Raw genomic sequence first — 15871 nt, 5'->3', positions numbered from 1 at the left:
ACGGCGGGAATGAACCGGGCGGCAGAAATCCGTATAACAAGCGATAATCCCATCCCTGATACCCACCACGACACCTGCCATGCTTGATCCAGCCCTGCTCCGCCACCAGCCCGCCGACCTCGCCGAACGCCTGCGCACCAGCCGCGGCTTCGAGCTCGACGTGTCTGCCCTGGAGTCCCTGGAGGCCGATCGCAAGCGCATCCAGGTGCGGACCCAGGAGCTGCAGAGCCTGCGCAACAGCCGTTCCAAGGCCATCGGCCAGGCCAAAGCCAAGGGCGAGGACGTTTCGGCCATCATGGCCGAGGTTGCCGCCTTCGCCGACGAGCTGAAGGCCTCGGAAGTGGCGCTGGACGAGCTGCGCGAGAAGATCGAAGCGATCTCGATGGGCATTCCGAACCTGCCGGCCGATGACGTGCCGGCCGGTGCCGACGAGAACGACAACGTTGAGCAGGCGCGCTGGGGCACCCCGCGCCAGTTCGATTTCAAGGTGCTTGACCACGTCGAACTGGGCGCCCGCAACGGCTGGCTGGACGGCGAGACCGCGGCCAAGCTGTCCGGCTCGCGCTTCACCGTGCTGCGCGGCCCGATCGCGCGCCTGCACCGTGCGCTGGCCCAGTTCATGGTCGACCTGCACACCGGTGAGCACGGCTACGAGGAAACCAACGTGCCGCTGCTGGTCAACGCCGATTCGCTGCGTGGCACCAGCCAGCTGCCGAAGTTCGAGGACGACCTGTTCAAGACCGCCGTGGGCGACTCCACGCGGTACCTGATCCCGACCTCGGAAGTGCCGCTGACCAACATCGTGCGCGATGAGATCGTCGACGCCGAGCGCCTGCCGCTGCGCATGACCGCCCACTCGATGTGCTTCCGCGCCGAGGCCGGCAGCGGCGGCCGCGACGTGCGCGGCATGATCCGCCAGCATCAGTTCGAGAAGGTCGAACTGGTCTCGATCAGCCGCCCGGAAGACAGCGATGCCGAGCACCAGCGCATGACCCGCTGTGCCGAAGTGGTGCTGGAGAAACTGGGCCTGCCGTACCGCAAGGTGCTGCTGTGCACCGGCGACATGGGCTTCTCGGCCATCAAGACCTACGACCTGGAAGTCTGGCTGCCGTCGCAGGAGACCTACCGCGAAATCTCCTCGTGCTCGAACTGTGGTGACTTCCAGGCCCGCCGCATGCAGGCCCGCTGGCGCAACCCGGCCACCGGCAAGCCGGAGCTGGCGCATACGCTGAACGGCTCGGGCGTGGCGGTCGGCCGCGCGATGATCGCGGTGATGGAGAACTACCAGAACGCCGACGGCAGCATCACCGTGCCGGAAGCCCTGCGCCCGTACATGGGCGGACTGGAAACCATCGCCTGATTCCCTGATCGGGCGGTGCTGCGGCTCCGGTGGGTGCCATGCTTGCATGGCACCGAATCCACGCATGGCGTGGATCTACTGGAGGATGTTGCAGGCGCTCGGCATGATTTCACCGATGCCCCAGTAGATCCACGCCATGCGTGGATGAACCCCACGATCACTCCACAACCCGCACCTTCTCCAACGGCACCCATCCCGGGTCGCCGGCCTCCGGCACGCACCACGCCCAGCCATTGAGCGTGCGCTGCCCACGCAGCAGCTGGCCGGGATCCACATCCAGCTCCCGCGCGCAGTAATCCTCCGTGGCAAACGCGCCACCCTGCGCATCGCGACCAATCACCGGTGCGGGCACGAATCCGGGCTGTTGCCCCTCGGACTCGCACAGGAACCAGTCTTCCCAACCCTCCGGGCCTTCATAACGTTCGCCCACCACCAGCGCCTGGCCACGGCGCAGGGTGATCGGGTGCGGAAATTCGCTGCGGTGCGCAGTCGTCACGATGTAGTTCATGGCCCCAGCCTAACGCCCTGTAGAACCCCGCGCACGGCGCCGCATCCACGCATGGCGTGGATCTACCGCGCGCATCAGTAGATCCACGCCGTGCGTGGATAGCGCAGGCCCTCAGGCCTGGCACCACAAAAAAACGGCCCCGCACAGCGGGGCCGCCAGGGTGGGCCGGGATGGGGGAGGGGATCCCGGCCCGCGTTCAGCGCCTCGACGAGGAGAGAGCGGCGCCGAACGCTGGAACGCTTATGCAGCGGAGGCTTCAGCCGCTTCGTGCGACGGCAGGGCCGCCAGCGCGCCGGCGATGGCGTCTTCACGGTGCTGCGGCGAGTAGGCGATGCCCTCGGCACGCACGAACTCGATGTCGTTGATGCCCCAGAAGGCGAACGTCTGGCGCAGGAACGGCTCCTGGAAGTCGGCCGGCGAATCGGTGTAGATGCCGCCGCGGCTGCTGACCACGATCACGCGCTTGCCGCCGGCCAGGCCGATCGGGCCATTCTCGGTGTACTTGAAGGTGCGCCCGGCCACGGCCACGCGGTCGATCCAGGCCTTCAGGGTGGACGGAATGCTGAAGTTGTACATCGGCGCGCCGATCACCACGATGTCCGCAGCAAGGAACTGCTCCAGCACCTGTTCAGCATCGGCGGCTTCGGCCGCGTCGGCCTTGGCCAGCGAGCTGCTGCGCAGATGCGGTACCGGATTGGCGTCAAGATCGCGATAATCGACCTGCAGGCCGTCGACCTGCTGCTTGAACCGGGCCACCACGGCGGCGGTCAGGTGGCGGGAGACGGAGTTCTCGCCAAGCACGCTGGCGTCGAGATGCAGAAGCTTCATGGCAGTCACCTATGTTCTGGAAGGAAGAAGCGGGTAGGCCCCGCCGACGGAGAGAACGATAGGTTGTTGCAAAGGCGGGATAAAGGTGATTGAATGCCACGTATTGTTCTAGATATGGAACTCGGGCATGCATGACCTGAATGATCTGTACTACTTTGCGATGGTGGTCGACCACGGTGGATTTGCCGCCGCCGAGCGCGCGCTGGGCATCCCCAAGTCGCGCCTGAGCCGCCGCATCAGCCAGCTGGAGACCGACCTGGGCGTGCGCCTGCTGCAGCGCTCCACGCGCCGCTTCGCGGTCACCGACGTCGGCACCAGCGTGCACCGCCACGCCCAGACGATGCTGGCCGAGGCGCAGGCCGCCCGCGAAGTGGTCGACCGCCTCAGCGCGGAACCGCGCGGCGTGGTGCGCGCCAGCGTGCCGGTGTCGCTGGCGCAGATGCAGCTGCCCAAGCTGCTGCCCAAGTTCCTCGAGCAGTACCCGAAGGTGCGCCTGCAGCTGAACATCAGCAACCGCCGCGTGGACATCATCAATGAAGGCTACGACGTGGCCCTGCGCGTGCGTTCGCGCCTGGACGACGACGGCAGCCTGGTGATGCGCAGCTTCGGCCAGGTGCAGGAACTGCTGGTGGCCAGCCCGAAGTACCTGGACCGCGCCGGCCGCCCCAAGGACCCGGAAGAACTGACCCAGCACGTTACCCTCAGCATCAGCGAAGACGAAGCACGCCAGCGCTGGGAACTGCATGGGCCGGAAGGCGAAGTGCGCCGGGTCGACCTGCAGCCGCGCGTGGCCGGCTTCGACTTCCCGCTGCTGCAGAGCATGGTGAAGGACGGCTTCGGCATCACCATGCTGCCGGAAACCGTGTGCGCCGATGCCGTGCGCAATGGCGAGCTGGAAGTGGTGCTGCCGGACTGGTCGCTGCCGCAGGGCGTGTGCCATGCCGTGTTCGCTTCGCGCCGTGGCCTGTTGCCGGCGGTGCGCGTGTTCATCGACTTCCTGGCCGAGCACCTGCCGCCGCAGCTGGAGGCCTCGCGCCTGCATTGCGATGGTGCCTGCGAGAAGGCCAAGGAGCGCATCAAGGCCAGTGCTCTGGGCGCGCTGGCGGTGGATGCGGGCTGAGAGAGCTGAACGGTAGCGCCGGGCCATGCCCGGCGTTGCTGTTTCCGGGGTCGATCACTTCCGCCCGAACAACCGGTCCCAGAAGCTGCGCTGCGGCGGTGCGGCCGGTCTGGGCTCGGCAATGACCGGTGCTTCCAGTACCGCCATAAGTTCCGCGCTGCGTGGCCTCTTCAGGAAGCGCGCGTAGTCCAGGTAGCTGGTCACTTTGCTCATGTGCAGGCGCTCCGGCATCGCTGGCAACGCGCCGCCCTGCAGCAGCACGCGCAACGCCTCTGGGCGGTCCAGCCGGATCGCCTCGAACACCGCGGTGCCGCCGCAGCCCGGTTCGATCTGATTGGCGCGCTGCGGCGCATCCTTCAACAGGTCGCGCAGCGCATCCGCGTCGTCGCGCTCCACCGCGGCCACCAGTCGTGCCAGTGCCTCGGATTCCGCCGCGGGCAGGCTGTCGCGATAGGCCTGGTCGGCGATCTCGCGCTCGTCGCGCCCGTCACCACCCTGGATGCACAGGAAATCGGTGACCAGTGCTACCGGAATGCCGGACGTATCCAGCGCCCAGTAGCTCGGATACACACCGTCGCCCCAGCCGCTGGTGAATACGACCAGGCCGTGTGGCGAGTCCTCGCCCCAAGGGCGGTACTCGGCGCCTTCATCCAGGCCGTCGTGGTCGATCAGGGCATCCGACCACGCATTGTCTTCGTCGCCATCGGCCTGTTCGATCAGGGCCAGCAGTGCCTGCTGGGTGTCGGTGTCCATGAAACAGCCGATGCCGGCGTCGACCGGATAGCCGATGAAGCTGTCCTCATCCAGGCCGGTCAGGTCCTGCGTGGTCCAGCGTGCCATCTGCCAGTGCAGTGCGGACGCGGTGAGTGCCTGGCGCGGCTTGAACCAGACCACGGCCAGCGCCGGGCGGCCGCTGTGCACGATGATCTCCACTGGATGCCGACCCACCGGAGCGGTGTAGTCGGCCAGCGCGGGCGCCTCGGACTGGACCAGCGGATCGCAGACCACCAGATGCCCGCTGCTGACCGGCAGGTGGCCGGCGAAGGTGCGGTGCAGGGCCACTGCGGCCAGCTGGGTGTCGTCCAGCAGGGTGGTGCGCAGGTTGGCCAGATCGAGGTGGGCCATGGGGGATCCGATTGCAGTGGAGGCCCCACCGTGCCGGATGCGAAGGGCGGGGGCAAGGGTGGTCTTGGGCAAATGGCCTTCACGTGCGAGAATACGGCGCTGCCCGGGCGACCGGGACCCGATTGGAGAGATGGCCGAGCGGTTTAAGGCACCGGTCTTGAAAACCGGCGAAGGGTCAAACCTTCCGTGGGTTCGAATCCCACTCTCTCCGCCAATCCTGAATAAGTGTTTGTTTTTAAACGACATTTTTTAGGGTCTTGAAGGGCGGCTTGGGGCACAAATCGGGGCACAACTCCGATGCGATTACCAAGCTATCTCACTCGCTCTTCCACTGGTCGTTACCAGTTTCGCATGCGCGTTCCGACGGACATGCGCGGCATCGTCGGCAAACCTTTCGTCAAGCATCCCTTGGGCATCCACCTGCATAGCGCAAGAGTGGCTGCCTTGGCCATCGCGCAGCGTTATGCTCAAGCATTCGATGCCATCAGGGATGGGTGCATGACCAAGAAGGGACTCACGGTTCAGGATGTTCTCCGCAGCGTCGCGGAGAACGGCTCCAGACGTTATGAAATTGACTTGCCGGGCTTCCGTCTTCGGACCACGGATGCGGCGGACCATGCTCGAGCAATGGAGGCGCTGGAAGAAATCGGCAAGTTCCACTTCCGTGATGCGGGTGCAGTTCCGGCGGCGGCTGGGCCAAACCCGTTGGAATCAGCGGCGGCGCAGCCCCTGCCAGCTGAGACGATCAGCCTCATCGATGCGAAGCGAATCTGGCAGGACAAAGTCGCCGCCGAGGACATCGAGGTCAAAACGGTCGGCATCAAACTGCTTCCCGTGACAGAGCTGATCGAGTTCTTGGGCGCCGAGCGCGAGCTGCATACCATCACGCGGCCTGAGATGGCCCGCTTCTACGACCATTTGGCCAAGCGCGGGTTAACGCGTTCTACGCTCAACAATCGCCAGAGCTACCTCGCAGGAAAGAGAGGATTCTTCACTTGGGCAATGGCTTCAGGCTATGTGCTAAAGGGAGACAATGTCGCCGCAGGTCACGTCAGCGTTTCGATGGCTGAGAAGCGTAAGCGTAGAAAATTTGGCTTCCAGGCCTTTACCTTGGACCAGGTCCATCAACTCTTCGCACCCGATAGCTTCAGGCAGCTTTCAACGGGAGCGCGCTGGGCGGCTTTGTTGGGCCTGTATACGGGAGCCCGGGCGGGTGAGGTGGGGCAGCTGTTCACCCTCGACGTCAAGGAGGAGGAGGGGATCCCGTGCATACGGTTTACCGATGAGGGGGAGGATCAGCGGTTGAAGACCGATGTTTCCAATCGGGTCGTCCCGTTGCATCCCGACCTGATCAAGCTCGGTTTCTTGGACTACGTCGCCGAACGAAGGGAGAGCGGGGACTGGCGATTGTTTCCGCAGGCTGACAGTAAGGCGAAGAATGGTGCGGGGAACTGGATATCGAAGGCGTTCAGCTACTACCTCCAAAAGCACAGTGGTGGGTGGCCGAAAGCGAAGCGTGGTTTCCATAGTCTCCGAAAGACCGTGATTCAGGAGATGCAGGGCAGCGGTGTGGCCTCTGAGATGCGAGCCCAAATCGTCGGCCACGAATTGGACGACGAACACCACGCGACTTACAGCAGGCCCTTTACGGTGAGTGAGAAGCTCAACGGTGCCGGAGGAACGCCAGCTTTGGGTGTCCTAGATTACGGAATCGACCTGGAGGCGCTGCGCACCCTGCCGGCGCGCAAGGTCGGGCGGCGCAGCAGCAATGCTGCCGCGCGCTCTTCAAAGGTCGGCCGTAAGGGGAGCGAGCCGAACTAATGGCCCTCACTGCCGCCGATGCCTACCGACGAGCCATCGACCGCTTTCTCGGCAAACTCTCTGGCTCCGAAACCGTGGGCCAGATGGAGAAGAAGGTTGCAGACCATCTGCGCCTAGCGAAGTTGCGCTCCACGGTGGACGTGGAGCTGAGCTTCAATGAGGCCGCTGGGGTGTTGGCGATCAGCACGGCCCAGTTGCAACACCTCTTGAAGGAACACTCCCCAACGGGGACGCTGTTCACGGTGAAGGGAACTCGCAAGCGCTCGACCACCCTTGTCCCGTTGATGGCCTGGGCAGCCGAGCTCAAGGCTAAGGGCCTTTGGAAGCCGTTGAGCGAACGGGGCGTTGCGATCAACACCCTCCTAACTGCAGAACTGCCTTTTCTGGTGGCCAAAGGGCCCAAGGCTAAGCAGCTCTTCCTGGAGCCACTGACTGACCAACCGATCACCGATGCGCTAATTCGCCGGCTCCAAGCATTGGGCGCGCAGATCGGGCTTGGGATTCGGGTCTGCACGCTGACCGAGGCATTCGCCCAGCCTTGGCAAAACCCTGACGTCAAGCGTCAGTGGGTGGACGCATTCAACGAGGCAGCCCAAGCCCAGGCCAAACGCCTGCGTGATCTCGCTCACCAGTTAGACGCCTCGCGAGCTAGGGTAATCGAACAAGCGCTCGACGAGCGTTTAAACCAAACCACCCAGCACACGCCAGAACTCAAGAAGAAACGCGTCTAAGCAGTGCCTGAATCGCATTGGAGGCCTCCAATATCCGTATTTTGGGTGGCGTTGAATTCGGATGATTGCTCCAACGCCCCGGTGGTCGGAGCGATGGAGCAACAAGATGGGCCTTGATATGTATGGGGGGAAGATCCGCAAGGAGGAGACGTCGTGCGAGGGACAGGTGTTCTTTCAGTGGCGATGCCATCCCAACCTCCACGGCTGGATGTTCGGGCTGCACAGTGCCCGGACGGGGTGCTCTGACCCGTTTGAGTTCAACATGGTTCGCGTGTTTCTCGGAGCGGCAGACCTCGACGCATTGGAGCAGGCTGTCCTCGATGAGCGGCTGCCCCACACGGTGGGCTTCTTCTTCGGTGAATCGGATCCCGATCGAGCTAAAGAAGATCTGGACTTCATTGCGCAGGCCCGCGCATTGATCAACGGCGGTTGGGACGTGTTCTACAACTCTTGGTGGTAACCCGCCGCCAGCAGCGCCTCTCGGGCTGGTTCAAGCCCAACTCCCAAAACCCATTCCTTCAACGCGGCAACACAGCCGTGCTGGCGGAGATTTGCCTGGAGATTTCTCATGCAACCCAAAACCAATGTTGTGCCGTTCAAGACTGCCAACCGCCCCAACCGCCTCGCAGCGGCTAAACCCACCCGGCTCACCTCCGTTTGCTACAAGGCAAGCGACAAGGCCCACACGAGCGTCGATTGGTATACCCCGCATGCCATCGTCAGGGCGCTGGGGGGAAGGCGCGGCTTTGACCTCGATCCTTGCACGCCCGAAGACCCGTCGCGGCTGCCGGCGCCCACGGCCCGCCGAATGATCCCGCCGAGCCAGGACGGCTTGGCAACGCCGTGGCCCATGCAGGCATTCGTGTGGATGAACCCGCCTTACGGAAAAGGGATGGAGAAGTGGCTGAGCAAGCTGGCCAACCACCCCGGCGGCGGTATGGCTCTCGTGCCGGTCAACATGGAGACGGGATGGATGCACGACTGCGTGCTTTCCCACCCCAACGCGACGGCGATTCTGTTCACCCGCGGGCGGCTGAAGTTTGTGCGTCCCGACGGGACCACCGGCACGGCAGCGCCGTCGGGATCGGTGGTGGTCGCTTACGGCAGGCGCGCAGCCGGTCACCTTCAGCAAGCGCAAGCAAGTGGTGTGCTGCGCGGGAAGTTCTTTGCCATCGAGCGGGTAGTGCAGGTGGCCAGTGCGAACCAGGGGAGTGCGAACGAAGAATGATCTTCTCGGGGACGGAACAAGCACCCGTTACACCCGTCACAGGTGCTTGTTACGGAAGTTTGTCCAATGGATTCAATGGCTTTGCAGGGGCCAAGGCGCGTGTAACGGGTGTAACGGGTGGGTAGGTATTACTTGCAGCTGCATCAGAGATTTTGGCTTCAATGGCCAATCACTTTTTCAGATCAATGGATCTACTTGTTACACCTGTTACACCCATGACAAACCTTGTCTGGTCAGGGTTCCAGCCGTAACAAGGGGTGTAACAAGCACCTGTTACACCTTGGCTGAAAAGCGTGAATTGCCTCTCGTTTATGAAAAAAATGCTGTTGAGGCAACAGATATTGGTTTTAGTCAAGAAGTCGATCTGGACAAGTTCGTGAGCTCTGTTTGGATGGGGTTGTGGCCACAACGGGACCACATCACCTAGGAAACGAGCAATGACGAACTCCCCCACATCGAAGAAGGCGACGCAACCGCGAGACGAAATGCTGAAGGCGCGGGTGAGTCGAGCGTTCAAGCGGCGGCTTCAAGCGGCGGCTGATGCCCAGGGCAAAACTTCATCGGAAGCCATGCGTCAAGCACTGGTGGAATGGATGAGTCGCGTCCAGCAGGCCGCGTAATCAACAAAAAACCCCGGCGCCAACCGGGGTTCAAAAAAACGGAAAACACACACATGAACGATACAACACCAACTTCGGGTGTCAATGGGCGCCCCAACAATGTCCTTTCCTTCCGTGGGAATGCGGCCCCCAAAGCAGCTTTCGGAGCGCCAGCGCCCAAGGCAACCTTGAGCGATCAAGCATTCGAGGCCGATTTTGCCGATCACCTGAAGGCAACCGAGGAGTATGCGATCGGCGGAAAGCTTCCGGATGGGGATGACGATTGCAGCTTCTTCCGTTGGCTTCCTGAGCAAGGCTATTGGGATCGGTGCTCCGAGAAGGACATGGCCGCCAAGGCGCTTTCCTGGCTGCGATTGGAGCGCAAGGAGAAGGCGAACGCAGGTCATGCAACCAGCTGCATCAACACGGCGGTGCTTGAGCTGATGGGAGATCGGAAATGCTGGTTGCCCAAGAAGTCCGATCGCAGGGCCATCGTTCCCCTCAAGGGTGGCTACCTTGAGATCGTCAAGCCTGACGAACCGCGTTGTGCTCCCGCGGCGGCGGATGGAGAAGAAGTCATTGACCAGGACGTTTTCTCTCCGACGTATGGACAGAGTTTGGGCCTGCGGCAAGGGCTCCTGTTTCAAACCGACGAGGCGCCGTCTAGGACGCGAATTCGGGTGCTGGCGGCCACCAAGGAGCATGGAATCACTTACCAGGTCCCTGCCAAGCTGCGGCTGGAACAGGTTGACGGCGATGGCTATTACACTCCCAAGCCGCTGGACACCAACTCGAAGTTCGGTCAATACCTGGATCTCTTTCAGCCCGACCTGGAGGTGCGTGCACTCCTTCAGGAGGCGGTGGCCAGCTCGTTGATGTCGATCTGCTTTGAGAAGGCCTTCTTCCTGGTTGGGTCGGGCAGCAATGGCAAATCCACGTTCCTCCACATCCTGCGCGCCCTTCACCCCCGCAATGTGTCGCTGCGTCTGGAGAAGTTGGACGGAACCTTCGCTATGGCCCCGTTGGTGGGCAAGAGCGCCTACATTGTCACGGAGACGCCAAAGGTCCTTGCCGCATCCATCCAGGAAGTCCTGAAAGCGCTCATTTCCCGTGACCCGATCCAAGTCGAGGCCAAGCGCAAAGACGCATACACCACGCTCCCAATCGGCACCCTATTCGCCAGCGTCAACGCCTGGTTCACGGTTTCCGGACATGAGCACGGGTTCTGGCGAAAGGTCCTGGCCATCCCCTTCAATGTTCGGATGGGTGAGAAGACCCATGAGGACGCGAAGGGTGGAAATGGAAAGAAGCGTGAGCCTGACTTCCACCTTCAGATCACCGAAAGCGAGGAGGAGATGGCCCAGATGCTGGACTGGGTGCTGGAAGGCGCGCTGCGCCTTATGGAGCGTGGCGGGTTTTCCGAGAAGCTACCCGACGCCGTGCTCGCGCTGGCCGAGCAGAATCGAATGGAATCGGACACGACCATGGCCTACATGGCGGACCGAGACGCCTCCTACGACAGTGGTGTTTGCACCGACAAGACGGCCATCTACGCGGACTACCGCCAATACGTGTTGGAAGAGCTGGGCAAGAAGCCCGTCAACGCGGAGGACTTCTGGAAGCGCGTTCGCGAGAAGTTCCCCGAGGCCGGCATCTACCAGATCTCCCATGGGGGCAAGAAGCCTCGCGTGGCCGAGATTCGAATTGCGGGGATCAAACCACTGCGGGACATGGCAGATATGGAAACGCCTGTTTGAGCCAGTTCCACAACAACCGTTTGCGGTTCGCTGGCTTGCAGAGAGGCTGGGACCCAATGCCGTCAACCGCGGGAGGAAGCAGTGGTCCAATCTCAAATCCAGGCCCTAGAGGCCCCCCTGTCATCAGGTGCAATCGTGGCGGGGGCTTGCCAAATCCCAATGCTGTCGCATGCTGGGGCCATGACCCCTTCGGAAGCCTTCGTGGATGACAGCATAAACCGCCAAGACGCCCTGGCGGCCTCCACCCGTTTCACCGTGCAACGAACCCCGGATGGCGTCCGTGTGCAGCTCCAGGAGGGCGACGGAGACCCCGGCACAGGTTTGACCATCGATCGGGCCTTGGCGTTGCTGGAGAACCTGTTGGAGCAGGGACGCGTCGTCACCATTCACGATTGAAGTTTCCAGCCTAGCCCCCTTGGCGTTGCCGACAGGCGCCTTTCCTTGCCTTCCAGGAGAGCCTGTCCGTGTCCGATGCAACCCCCAACGAAAGCTTCCTTCAGCGCCACTCCCGCGACGTCGTCGAACGCCTGATCCGCCAAATGGAGGAGGGCACCGGTCCCTTCCTCAAACCATGGGACGCCCGCGTGGACCTCGGGTTGCCGATGAACGCCACGACGGGCAAGAGCTACCGGGGCGGAAACCTTCTCCACCTGTGGGCCCTGCAGAGCGCCTGGGACACCCAGGACAACCGGTGGATGACTTACAAGCAAGCCGCGGCCGTGGGCGCTCAGGTGCGAAAAGGTGAGAAGGCCAGCGTGATTGAGTATTGGGATTGGTCGCCGGTGGAGGAGGCCAAGAAGAGCGGGGATCCCGATCTCATCGCCAAGGCCCACCCCAAGGTCTTCTTCCCCCGGGTGTTCAACGCGATGCAGATCGATGGGTTGCCGGCACTGGTCCTGCCACCCCCGCGTCGAGAGCCCGATATCCATCAGGCCTGCGAAGCGGTGCTCAAGGGCAGCGGGGCCGAGATCCACCACGACGGGGGCAACCAGGCGTTCTACCGTCCGATGAACGACAGCATCCATTTGCCCCATCGCAACACCTTTCACTCGGCCAGTGGCTACTACGCCACCGCGCTGCACGAGCTGGGCCACTGGACCGGCTTTCCCACCCGCCTCCACCGCGATCAGAAGGGGGCCTTTGGGAGCATCGACTACGCCAAGGAAGAACTGGTCGCGGAGGTGTCGTCCATGCTGATGGGCGAACGCCTGGGCATTGGCCACGATCCAACCCAGCACGCGGCTTACGTGAAGTCCTGGATCCAAATCCTCCGGGACGATCCCCGGGAACTCTTCCGTGCCGCCGCGGCGGCCGAGCGGGTGGTGGAGTTCCTGAAGGTGCCCGAGTTGGTTCGGGAGCCGCTCCCGAAGGTTGAGCAGGAGCGACAGTCAGTGGCGACCAATTTGCAGGAGCTTGAAAAAACCAACGGCACGAAGGCCCGCACGAAAGCGCGTGAGAAGACCAGAAAGATGAGCCACGTTATGGTGGCCTGAACCCTCTTGCGCATTTCCAGAATCGGTCTATGCATAGGTGAACCTACTCACGAAATGGAGGTGCACCTTGAAACCCATCGTCCTGGCCCTTGCATTGGCGTTGTCTGCTCCAGCTGCCTTTGCCGCCGATTCCACCTCCGCTCGCCGTTACGGTTCGTCCGAAGCCTTGTTCGTCCAGGACGCCCGACTGGGCGAGGTCCTGATGGTTCGCACGGTTCAACTGAAGTCCGACCAGCGGCTCAACGCTGGTTCTGCCATTGGGGCGGCCGTTGGTTATGGGGCTGCTAACCAAGTCAAGAACCGGGACTACCGCAATGCTGCCCGCGTGGCCGGTGGCGTCATCGGTGCGGTTGCTGGAACCGCCGTCCAGAAGGGCCTGAGCGGCCGGCGCGCGGTGGAGATCTACGTGCGCGACCTGAGCGACAGGCGCCAGCGCGTCATCGCGGTAGTCCAAGACGCGGACGTGGACGTCCGCCAAGGCGATCGGGTGTTTCTGGTAGGGAAGGGAAGCAAGACCCGGGTTGTGCCGATTGCGCGGATGGATGTTTCGCCGTGGGGAGGTGGTGAGAACGCATCGTCATGCAACGAGCGCGCCTGCGGTGCCATTGGTTTGGCGGATGAGATGCGCTGATGAAATGGATTTCCTTGTTCGCTGGCTGGTGGTTGGGCGCATGAAGCGGCCATCCGTTGCCCACCGCCGCTCTGAAGTCGCCCGGATGTTCCGAGAGGGGCACCGCCGGGCGGCCATCGCCCAAGCCCTGGGCGTTCCGTCGCCCGTGGTGAGCGCCGACCTGGCTCACCTGGGGTTGCGGCAAAAGCCCAGGCGCCCACTAGCTGACCAGCACGCCCTGGTGGTGCGCCTCCTGGAGCAGGGGAACAACGGCCCTGCAATTGCCAAGCGCCTGGGCGTGACCCGGCAGGCGGTCCACGCTTACCTGCAGGCCCATGGCCTGCTCCCCAACCAGAGGAGGACGCCATGACCCTTTTTCTGGTGGTCGTGCTGTCTGAGCTCGTCCTCTCCGCGGTCACTTTCGGGGTCGCGTGGCTGTGCGCCTCCAAAGCCCGCAGCGCACGCAGGGGCTGGGAGGCGTTCCAAGCCGGCCGGGAAGACGTCCCATCCGTGGTTGCGTTGGTGTGGCATTTGGCCGTGTTCTACGCGTGCCTGGCACTGCTGGCTTACCAGCTACAGCATGTGGTGAGCCAAGTCTGGTTGGATCCTTCCAACCTATACCTGTCATCCACGCTGGCGCTTGTCGTCTATTCGATGACGTGTGGGCTGCTTCAGGGCAGCGGGCTGGCCCGGAGGCGAGCATGAGGACCAGTCACGGGCGGTTCCGCCCAGACGCCGTCGACGCCCGCCCTCGCCACGATGGGCTTTTTCAGGGCGAAGGCACGGGCGAGGAAGCTCATCAAGAGCGTGATTCGTTGCTTCAAGCGCTTTACACCGAATCGCTCCATGCCCGCGGGGACGTGGACGCGGTTGATCGCTTGCTCGATGCCCACCGGGAGGCGCTTGGGGAGCCCGAGCAAGTCGCCTATGCGCGTGAGCAAGACGAACGCCATGATCGGGCATTGCCCTTGCCCAACATCGGTCGGCCGTTGAGGCCGTCCCTGGAGCGCTACCTGGACGAACACCGGTCATGGAACCCACCAACCGCCAAAGAGGTCGCCATCGCACTTTCCAGGGCCCCCGCCATGGTGCGCGAAGGGAAGGTGTGGCGTGCGTCAGACGACGTTGTGGAGGCTCTGGTGGAGGCGCCCAAAGACGTCCCGCGGCAGCGGATGTGATGAGCGCGCCGCGTCTCAACTAGAGAGACAGTCCAGTGCGATCATTGCTGCCCAGGCGACATCGTTGCCGTGATTCAGCCCTCGGCTATCCTATCGAGGGTATCCATCAGTGGTTTTGCTAACAACAGGGGGCGATATGGAAAGTGTGATCGTAAGGACACGGGATGAGCTGGAAGTGGCCAAGAACGCAAAGGCCCACGAGATTGTCGCTGTGGGAAAGTTGGCTGACGACCTCAAGAAGACGCGCAAGTTTGCAACACTCGGGGCTGTGGGCGTTGCGGCAATCGCCGCTGCCGTTGGCTTGGCTCCGGTTACCGGAGGGCTCAGCACGCTGGGGCTGGCGGCGGTAGCCACAGTCACCGGGCTGGAAATAGCGGCAATTATCACCGCAGCCAGTTTGGGCATCGCGTTGATCTTGGCGATTCACAAGGATTACGACGTGGACTTTAGTTCCAAGGGGGAGGCGAAATTTCGGCGAAAGGAGGGGAGGTGATGGTCGCCTTCGTGCCGGGCGCTCCCTATCTCTTTGCCTGCAGGAAATGCAATCACCATTTCCAGCGGGAGATCAACTTGGGCCTCTTCTGTCCGGCATGCAAGTCGCTGTCCGTGAAGCCTCGTTTGGTCTGTAAGTAGTGCCCGGTGGCCGCCAAGCTCATGGCGGCCACTCAGGCCATGTTGCACGGGGCGCGCAATTACCTGCTCGGGGAATGCTTGCGGCCCAGGTAGCGACACAGCACGCCTGACAGTCCAACGATAAGTTCCGCCTCTTCCAACGTCGGATCGCCGCCTTCTTTAAGGTGGCGGCCATTGTTGGAAGCAAAGCCATAAATCATTTCCGTTGCGTCTCCGAGTGGCGCTGGAAACAGGTTGGGGTTTCTTCCGAGCAATTTCCCCAAGGTGTCTTTCGATCCAGTGACGTCCCGCGACAAGCATTCCAAGGCAGCCATCCCGTGTTGAATGGCGCCGGTGAGCTCGGGGTTGGGGCGACGAGACAGATCGCGCAATGCCTCGTGGAGTTCATTGGCCGTCGTGTTCTTCCCTGCGCTGCGCAACTCGTTGGTGCCCTTCCTTATAGCAACTTCAAACGCCTCTGAGCCGCGAAACTCAATGCGGTTGCCCAACAGCTGCCAACCGATTCCGTTCTTCCGAAAGACCTTGTTGATTCCGTCCGAGAAGACGTCCGAAGGTGCTTTGGGCTGCCCATAGGCAGGTGGGCGACCTTGAAGGGACGCTGCTATGCTTTCGATGACGTCATACACCTCAAACCATTCGCACTCTTCCAGGTGATGCTGCACCTCCGCGATCACGTTGGGTTCGCTCCAGTTGCCCCGGGTGTCTGGTGCCACGCCAAGCGCACCGCAGACTTCCTTGCGCAGGGTTTCGTATCCAATCCCCGCTTTGCCAGCGATGGCAACAACGGCTCCGCGCAACACCTCGGGCGCATCTTCACGAATGGTGATGTCTGCATCGGGCGAGCTGTAGTTGTGGCGTTCTGAGAACGTGCTCATGTGCG

The 15871-nt window shown here is 62.6% G+C and carries 18 protein-coding genes and 1 tRNA gene; 15 read left to right on the top strand and 4 right to left on the bottom strand.

What is annotated here, in order from left to right; genetic code table 11:
- Positions 1-79: 79 nt before the first annotated feature.
- On the top strand, positions 80-1360 hold the full coding sequence (gene serS / locus ACZK29_RS13825) for a serine--tRNA ligase (protein ID WP_006452392.1): 1281 nt from the start codon (positions 80-82) through the stop codon (positions 1358-1360).
- A gap of 157 nt (positions 1361-1517) precedes the next feature.
- On the opposite strand, the gene ACZK29_RS13820 is transcribed toward serS, so the two are convergent.
- Together ACZK29_RS13820 and ACZK29_RS13815 are read right to left on the bottom strand one after the other, a co-directional pair.
- Positions 1518-1868 (bottom strand): SH3 domain-containing protein, encoded by a 351-nt coding sequence (locus ACZK29_RS13820; RefSeq protein ID WP_111203538.1) that lies wholly within the window; start codon positions 1866-1868, stop codon positions 1518-1520.
- Between the two features lie 240 nt (positions 1869-2108).
- Complete coding sequence (locus ACZK29_RS13815; protein ID WP_111203537.1) at positions 2109-2696, bottom strand: FMN-dependent NADH-azoreductase; 588 nt, start codon at positions 2694-2696, stop codon at positions 2109-2111.
- A gap of 127 nt (positions 2697-2823) precedes the next feature.
- Between ACZK29_RS13815 and ACZK29_RS13810 the strand changes: the two genes are divergently transcribed.
- Complete coding sequence (locus ACZK29_RS13810) at positions 2824-3816, top strand: LysR family transcriptional regulator (protein WP_049429058.1); 993 nt, start codon at positions 2824-2826, stop codon at positions 3814-3816.
- Between the two features lie 54 nt (positions 3817-3870).
- On the opposite strand, the gene ACZK29_RS13805 is transcribed toward ACZK29_RS13810, so the two are convergent.
- On the bottom strand, positions 3871-4941 hold the full coding sequence (locus ACZK29_RS13805) for a DUF4241 domain-containing protein (protein ID WP_478446160.1): 1071 nt from the start codon (positions 4939-4941) through the stop codon (positions 3871-3873).
- A 124-nt stretch (positions 4942-5065) separates the two neighbouring features.
- On the opposite strand from ACZK29_RS13805, the gene ACZK29_RS13800 reads away from it, so the two are divergent.
- From ACZK29_RS13800 to ACZK29_RS13740, 13 genes are all read left to right on the top strand, one after another.
- Positions 5066-5155, top strand: a tRNA-Ser gene (locus ACZK29_RS13800).
- 137 nt (positions 5156-5292) lie between these two features.
- Positions 5293-6762, top strand: a complete 1470-nt coding sequence (locus ACZK29_RS13795; protein WP_065428039.1) for a site-specific integrase — start codon at positions 5293-5295, stop codon at positions 6760-6762.
- Positions 6762-7493 carry a hypothetical protein gene (locus ACZK29_RS13790; RefSeq protein ID WP_049403081.1) on the top strand — a complete coding sequence of 244 codons (732 nt, stop codon included), beginning with the start codon at positions 6762-6764 and terminating at the stop codon, positions 7491-7493. The genes ACZK29_RS13795 and ACZK29_RS13790 overlap by 1 nt, the downstream gene beginning before the upstream one ends.
- A gap of 106 nt (positions 7494-7599) precedes the next feature.
- Positions 7600-7953, top strand: coding sequence for a hypothetical protein (locus tag ACZK29_RS13785; RefSeq protein WP_005410171.1), 354 nt, complete (start codon positions 7600-7602; stop codon positions 7951-7953).
- Positions 7954-8061: 108 nt separating this feature from the next.
- A complete protein-coding gene (locus ACZK29_RS13780) occupies positions 8062-8721 on the top strand; it encodes a DNA N-6-adenine-methyltransferase (RefSeq protein WP_076739342.1) in 660 nt (219 codons plus the stop codon).
- 437 nt (positions 8722-9158) lie between these two features.
- Entirely contained in the window at positions 9159-9341 is a 183-nt protein-coding gene (locus ACZK29_RS13775) for a ribbon-helix-helix protein, CopG family (RefSeq protein WP_046272152.1), read from the top strand.
- A 53-nt stretch (positions 9342-9394) separates the two neighbouring features.
- Positions 9395-11077: a DNA primase family protein gene (locus ACZK29_RS13770; RefSeq protein ID WP_139338725.1), complete on the top strand. Its 1683-nt coding sequence runs from the start codon at positions 9395-9397 to the stop codon at positions 11075-11077.
- A gap of 180 nt (positions 11078-11257) precedes the next feature.
- Entirely contained in the window at positions 11258-11473 is a 216-nt protein-coding gene (locus ACZK29_RS13765; RefSeq protein WP_076739344.1) for a hypothetical protein, read from the top strand.
- A gap of 68 nt (positions 11474-11541) precedes the next feature.
- Positions 11542-12570: an ArdC family protein gene (locus ACZK29_RS13760; protein ID WP_076739345.1), complete on the top strand. Its 1029-nt coding sequence runs from the start codon at positions 11542-11544 to the stop codon at positions 12568-12570.
- Between the two features lie 67 nt (positions 12571-12637).
- The gene (locus ACZK29_RS13755) at positions 12638-13201 is read left to right on the top strand and encodes an outer membrane lipoprotein (protein ID WP_076739346.1); all 564 of its coding nucleotides are present in this window, start codon (positions 12638-12640) and stop codon (positions 13199-13201) included.
- A 345-nt stretch (positions 13202-13546) separates the two neighbouring features.
- Positions 13547-13885, top strand: a complete 339-nt coding sequence (locus ACZK29_RS13750) for a hypothetical protein (protein WP_076739348.1) — start codon at positions 13547-13549, stop codon at positions 13883-13885.
- Positions 13882-14358, top strand: coding sequence for a hypothetical protein (locus ACZK29_RS13745; RefSeq protein WP_076739349.1), 477 nt, complete (start codon positions 13882-13884; stop codon positions 14356-14358). Before ACZK29_RS13750 ends, ACZK29_RS13745 begins: the two co-directional genes overlap by 4 nt.
- 136 nt (positions 14359-14494) lie before the next feature.
- Positions 14495-14851, top strand: a complete 357-nt coding sequence (locus tag ACZK29_RS13740) for a hypothetical protein (protein ID WP_046272143.1) — start codon at positions 14495-14497, stop codon at positions 14849-14851.
- Between the two features lie 199 nt (positions 14852-15050).
- Here the strand turns inward: ACZK29_RS13740 and ACZK29_RS13735 are convergent, their stop codons facing one another.
- Positions 15051-15866 (bottom strand): AbiJ-NTD4 domain-containing protein, encoded by an 816-nt coding sequence (locus tag ACZK29_RS13735; RefSeq protein WP_076739350.1) that lies wholly within the window; start codon positions 15864-15866, stop codon positions 15051-15053.
- Positions 15867-15871: the final 5 nt, after the last annotated feature.

Source organism: Stenotrophomonas sp. 89682_Sma (assembly GCF_056481405.1).
This window is presented reverse-complemented; position numbering and strand designations above follow the sequence as displayed.

Coding starts and splice junctions, on each gene's coding strand:
- serS (WP_006452392.1), top strand. CDS start 80: ATGCTTGATCCAGCCCTGCTCCGCCACCAGCCCGCCGACCTCGCCGAA.
- ACZK29_RS13820 (WP_111203538.1), bottom strand. CDS start 1,868: ATGAACTACATCGTGACGACTGCGCACCGCAGCGAATTTCCGCACCCG.
- ACZK29_RS13815 (WP_111203537.1), bottom strand. CDS start 2,696: ATGAAGCTTCTGCATCTCGACGCCAGCGTGCTTGGCGAGAACTCCGTC.
- ACZK29_RS13810 (WP_049429058.1), top strand. CDS start 2,824: ATGCATGACCTGAATGATCTGTACTACTTTGCGATGGTGGTCGACCAC.
- ACZK29_RS13805 (WP_478446160.1), bottom strand. CDS start 4,941: ATGGCCCACCTCGATCTGGCCAACCTGCGCACCACCCTGCTGGACGAC.
- ACZK29_RS13795 (WP_065428039.1), top strand. CDS start 5,293: ATGCGCGTTCCGACGGACATGCGCGGCATCGTCGGCAAACCTTTCGTC.
- ACZK29_RS13790 (WP_049403081.1), top strand. CDS start 6,762: ATGGCCCTCACTGCCGCCGATGCCTACCGACGAGCCATCGACCGCTTT.
- ACZK29_RS13785 (WP_005410171.1), top strand. CDS start 7,600: ATGGGCCTTGATATGTATGGGGGGAAGATCCGCAAGGAGGAGACGTCG.
- ACZK29_RS13780 (WP_076739342.1), top strand. CDS start 8,062: ATGCAACCCAAAACCAATGTTGTGCCGTTCAAGACTGCCAACCGCCCC.
- ACZK29_RS13775 (WP_046272152.1), top strand. CDS start 9,159: ATGACGAACTCCCCCACATCGAAGAAGGCGACGCAACCGCGAGACGAA.
- ACZK29_RS13770 (WP_139338725.1), top strand. CDS start 9,395: ATGAACGATACAACACCAACTTCGGGTGTCAATGGGCGCCCCAACAAT.
- ACZK29_RS13765 (WP_076739344.1), top strand. CDS start 11,258: ATGACCCCTTCGGAAGCCTTCGTGGATGACAGCATAAACCGCCAAGAC.
- ACZK29_RS13750 (WP_076739348.1), top strand. CDS start 13,547: ATGACCCTTTTTCTGGTGGTCGTGCTGTCTGAGCTCGTCCTCTCCGCG.
- ACZK29_RS13745 (WP_076739349.1), top strand. CDS start 13,882: ATGAGGACCAGTCACGGGCGGTTCCGCCCAGACGCCGTCGACGCCCGC.
- ACZK29_RS13740 (WP_046272143.1), top strand. CDS start 14,495: ATGGAAAGTGTGATCGTAAGGACACGGGATGAGCTGGAAGTGGCCAAG.
- ACZK29_RS13735 (WP_076739350.1), bottom strand. CDS start 15,866: ATGAGCACGTTCTCAGAACGCCACAACTACAGCTCGCCCGATGCAGAC.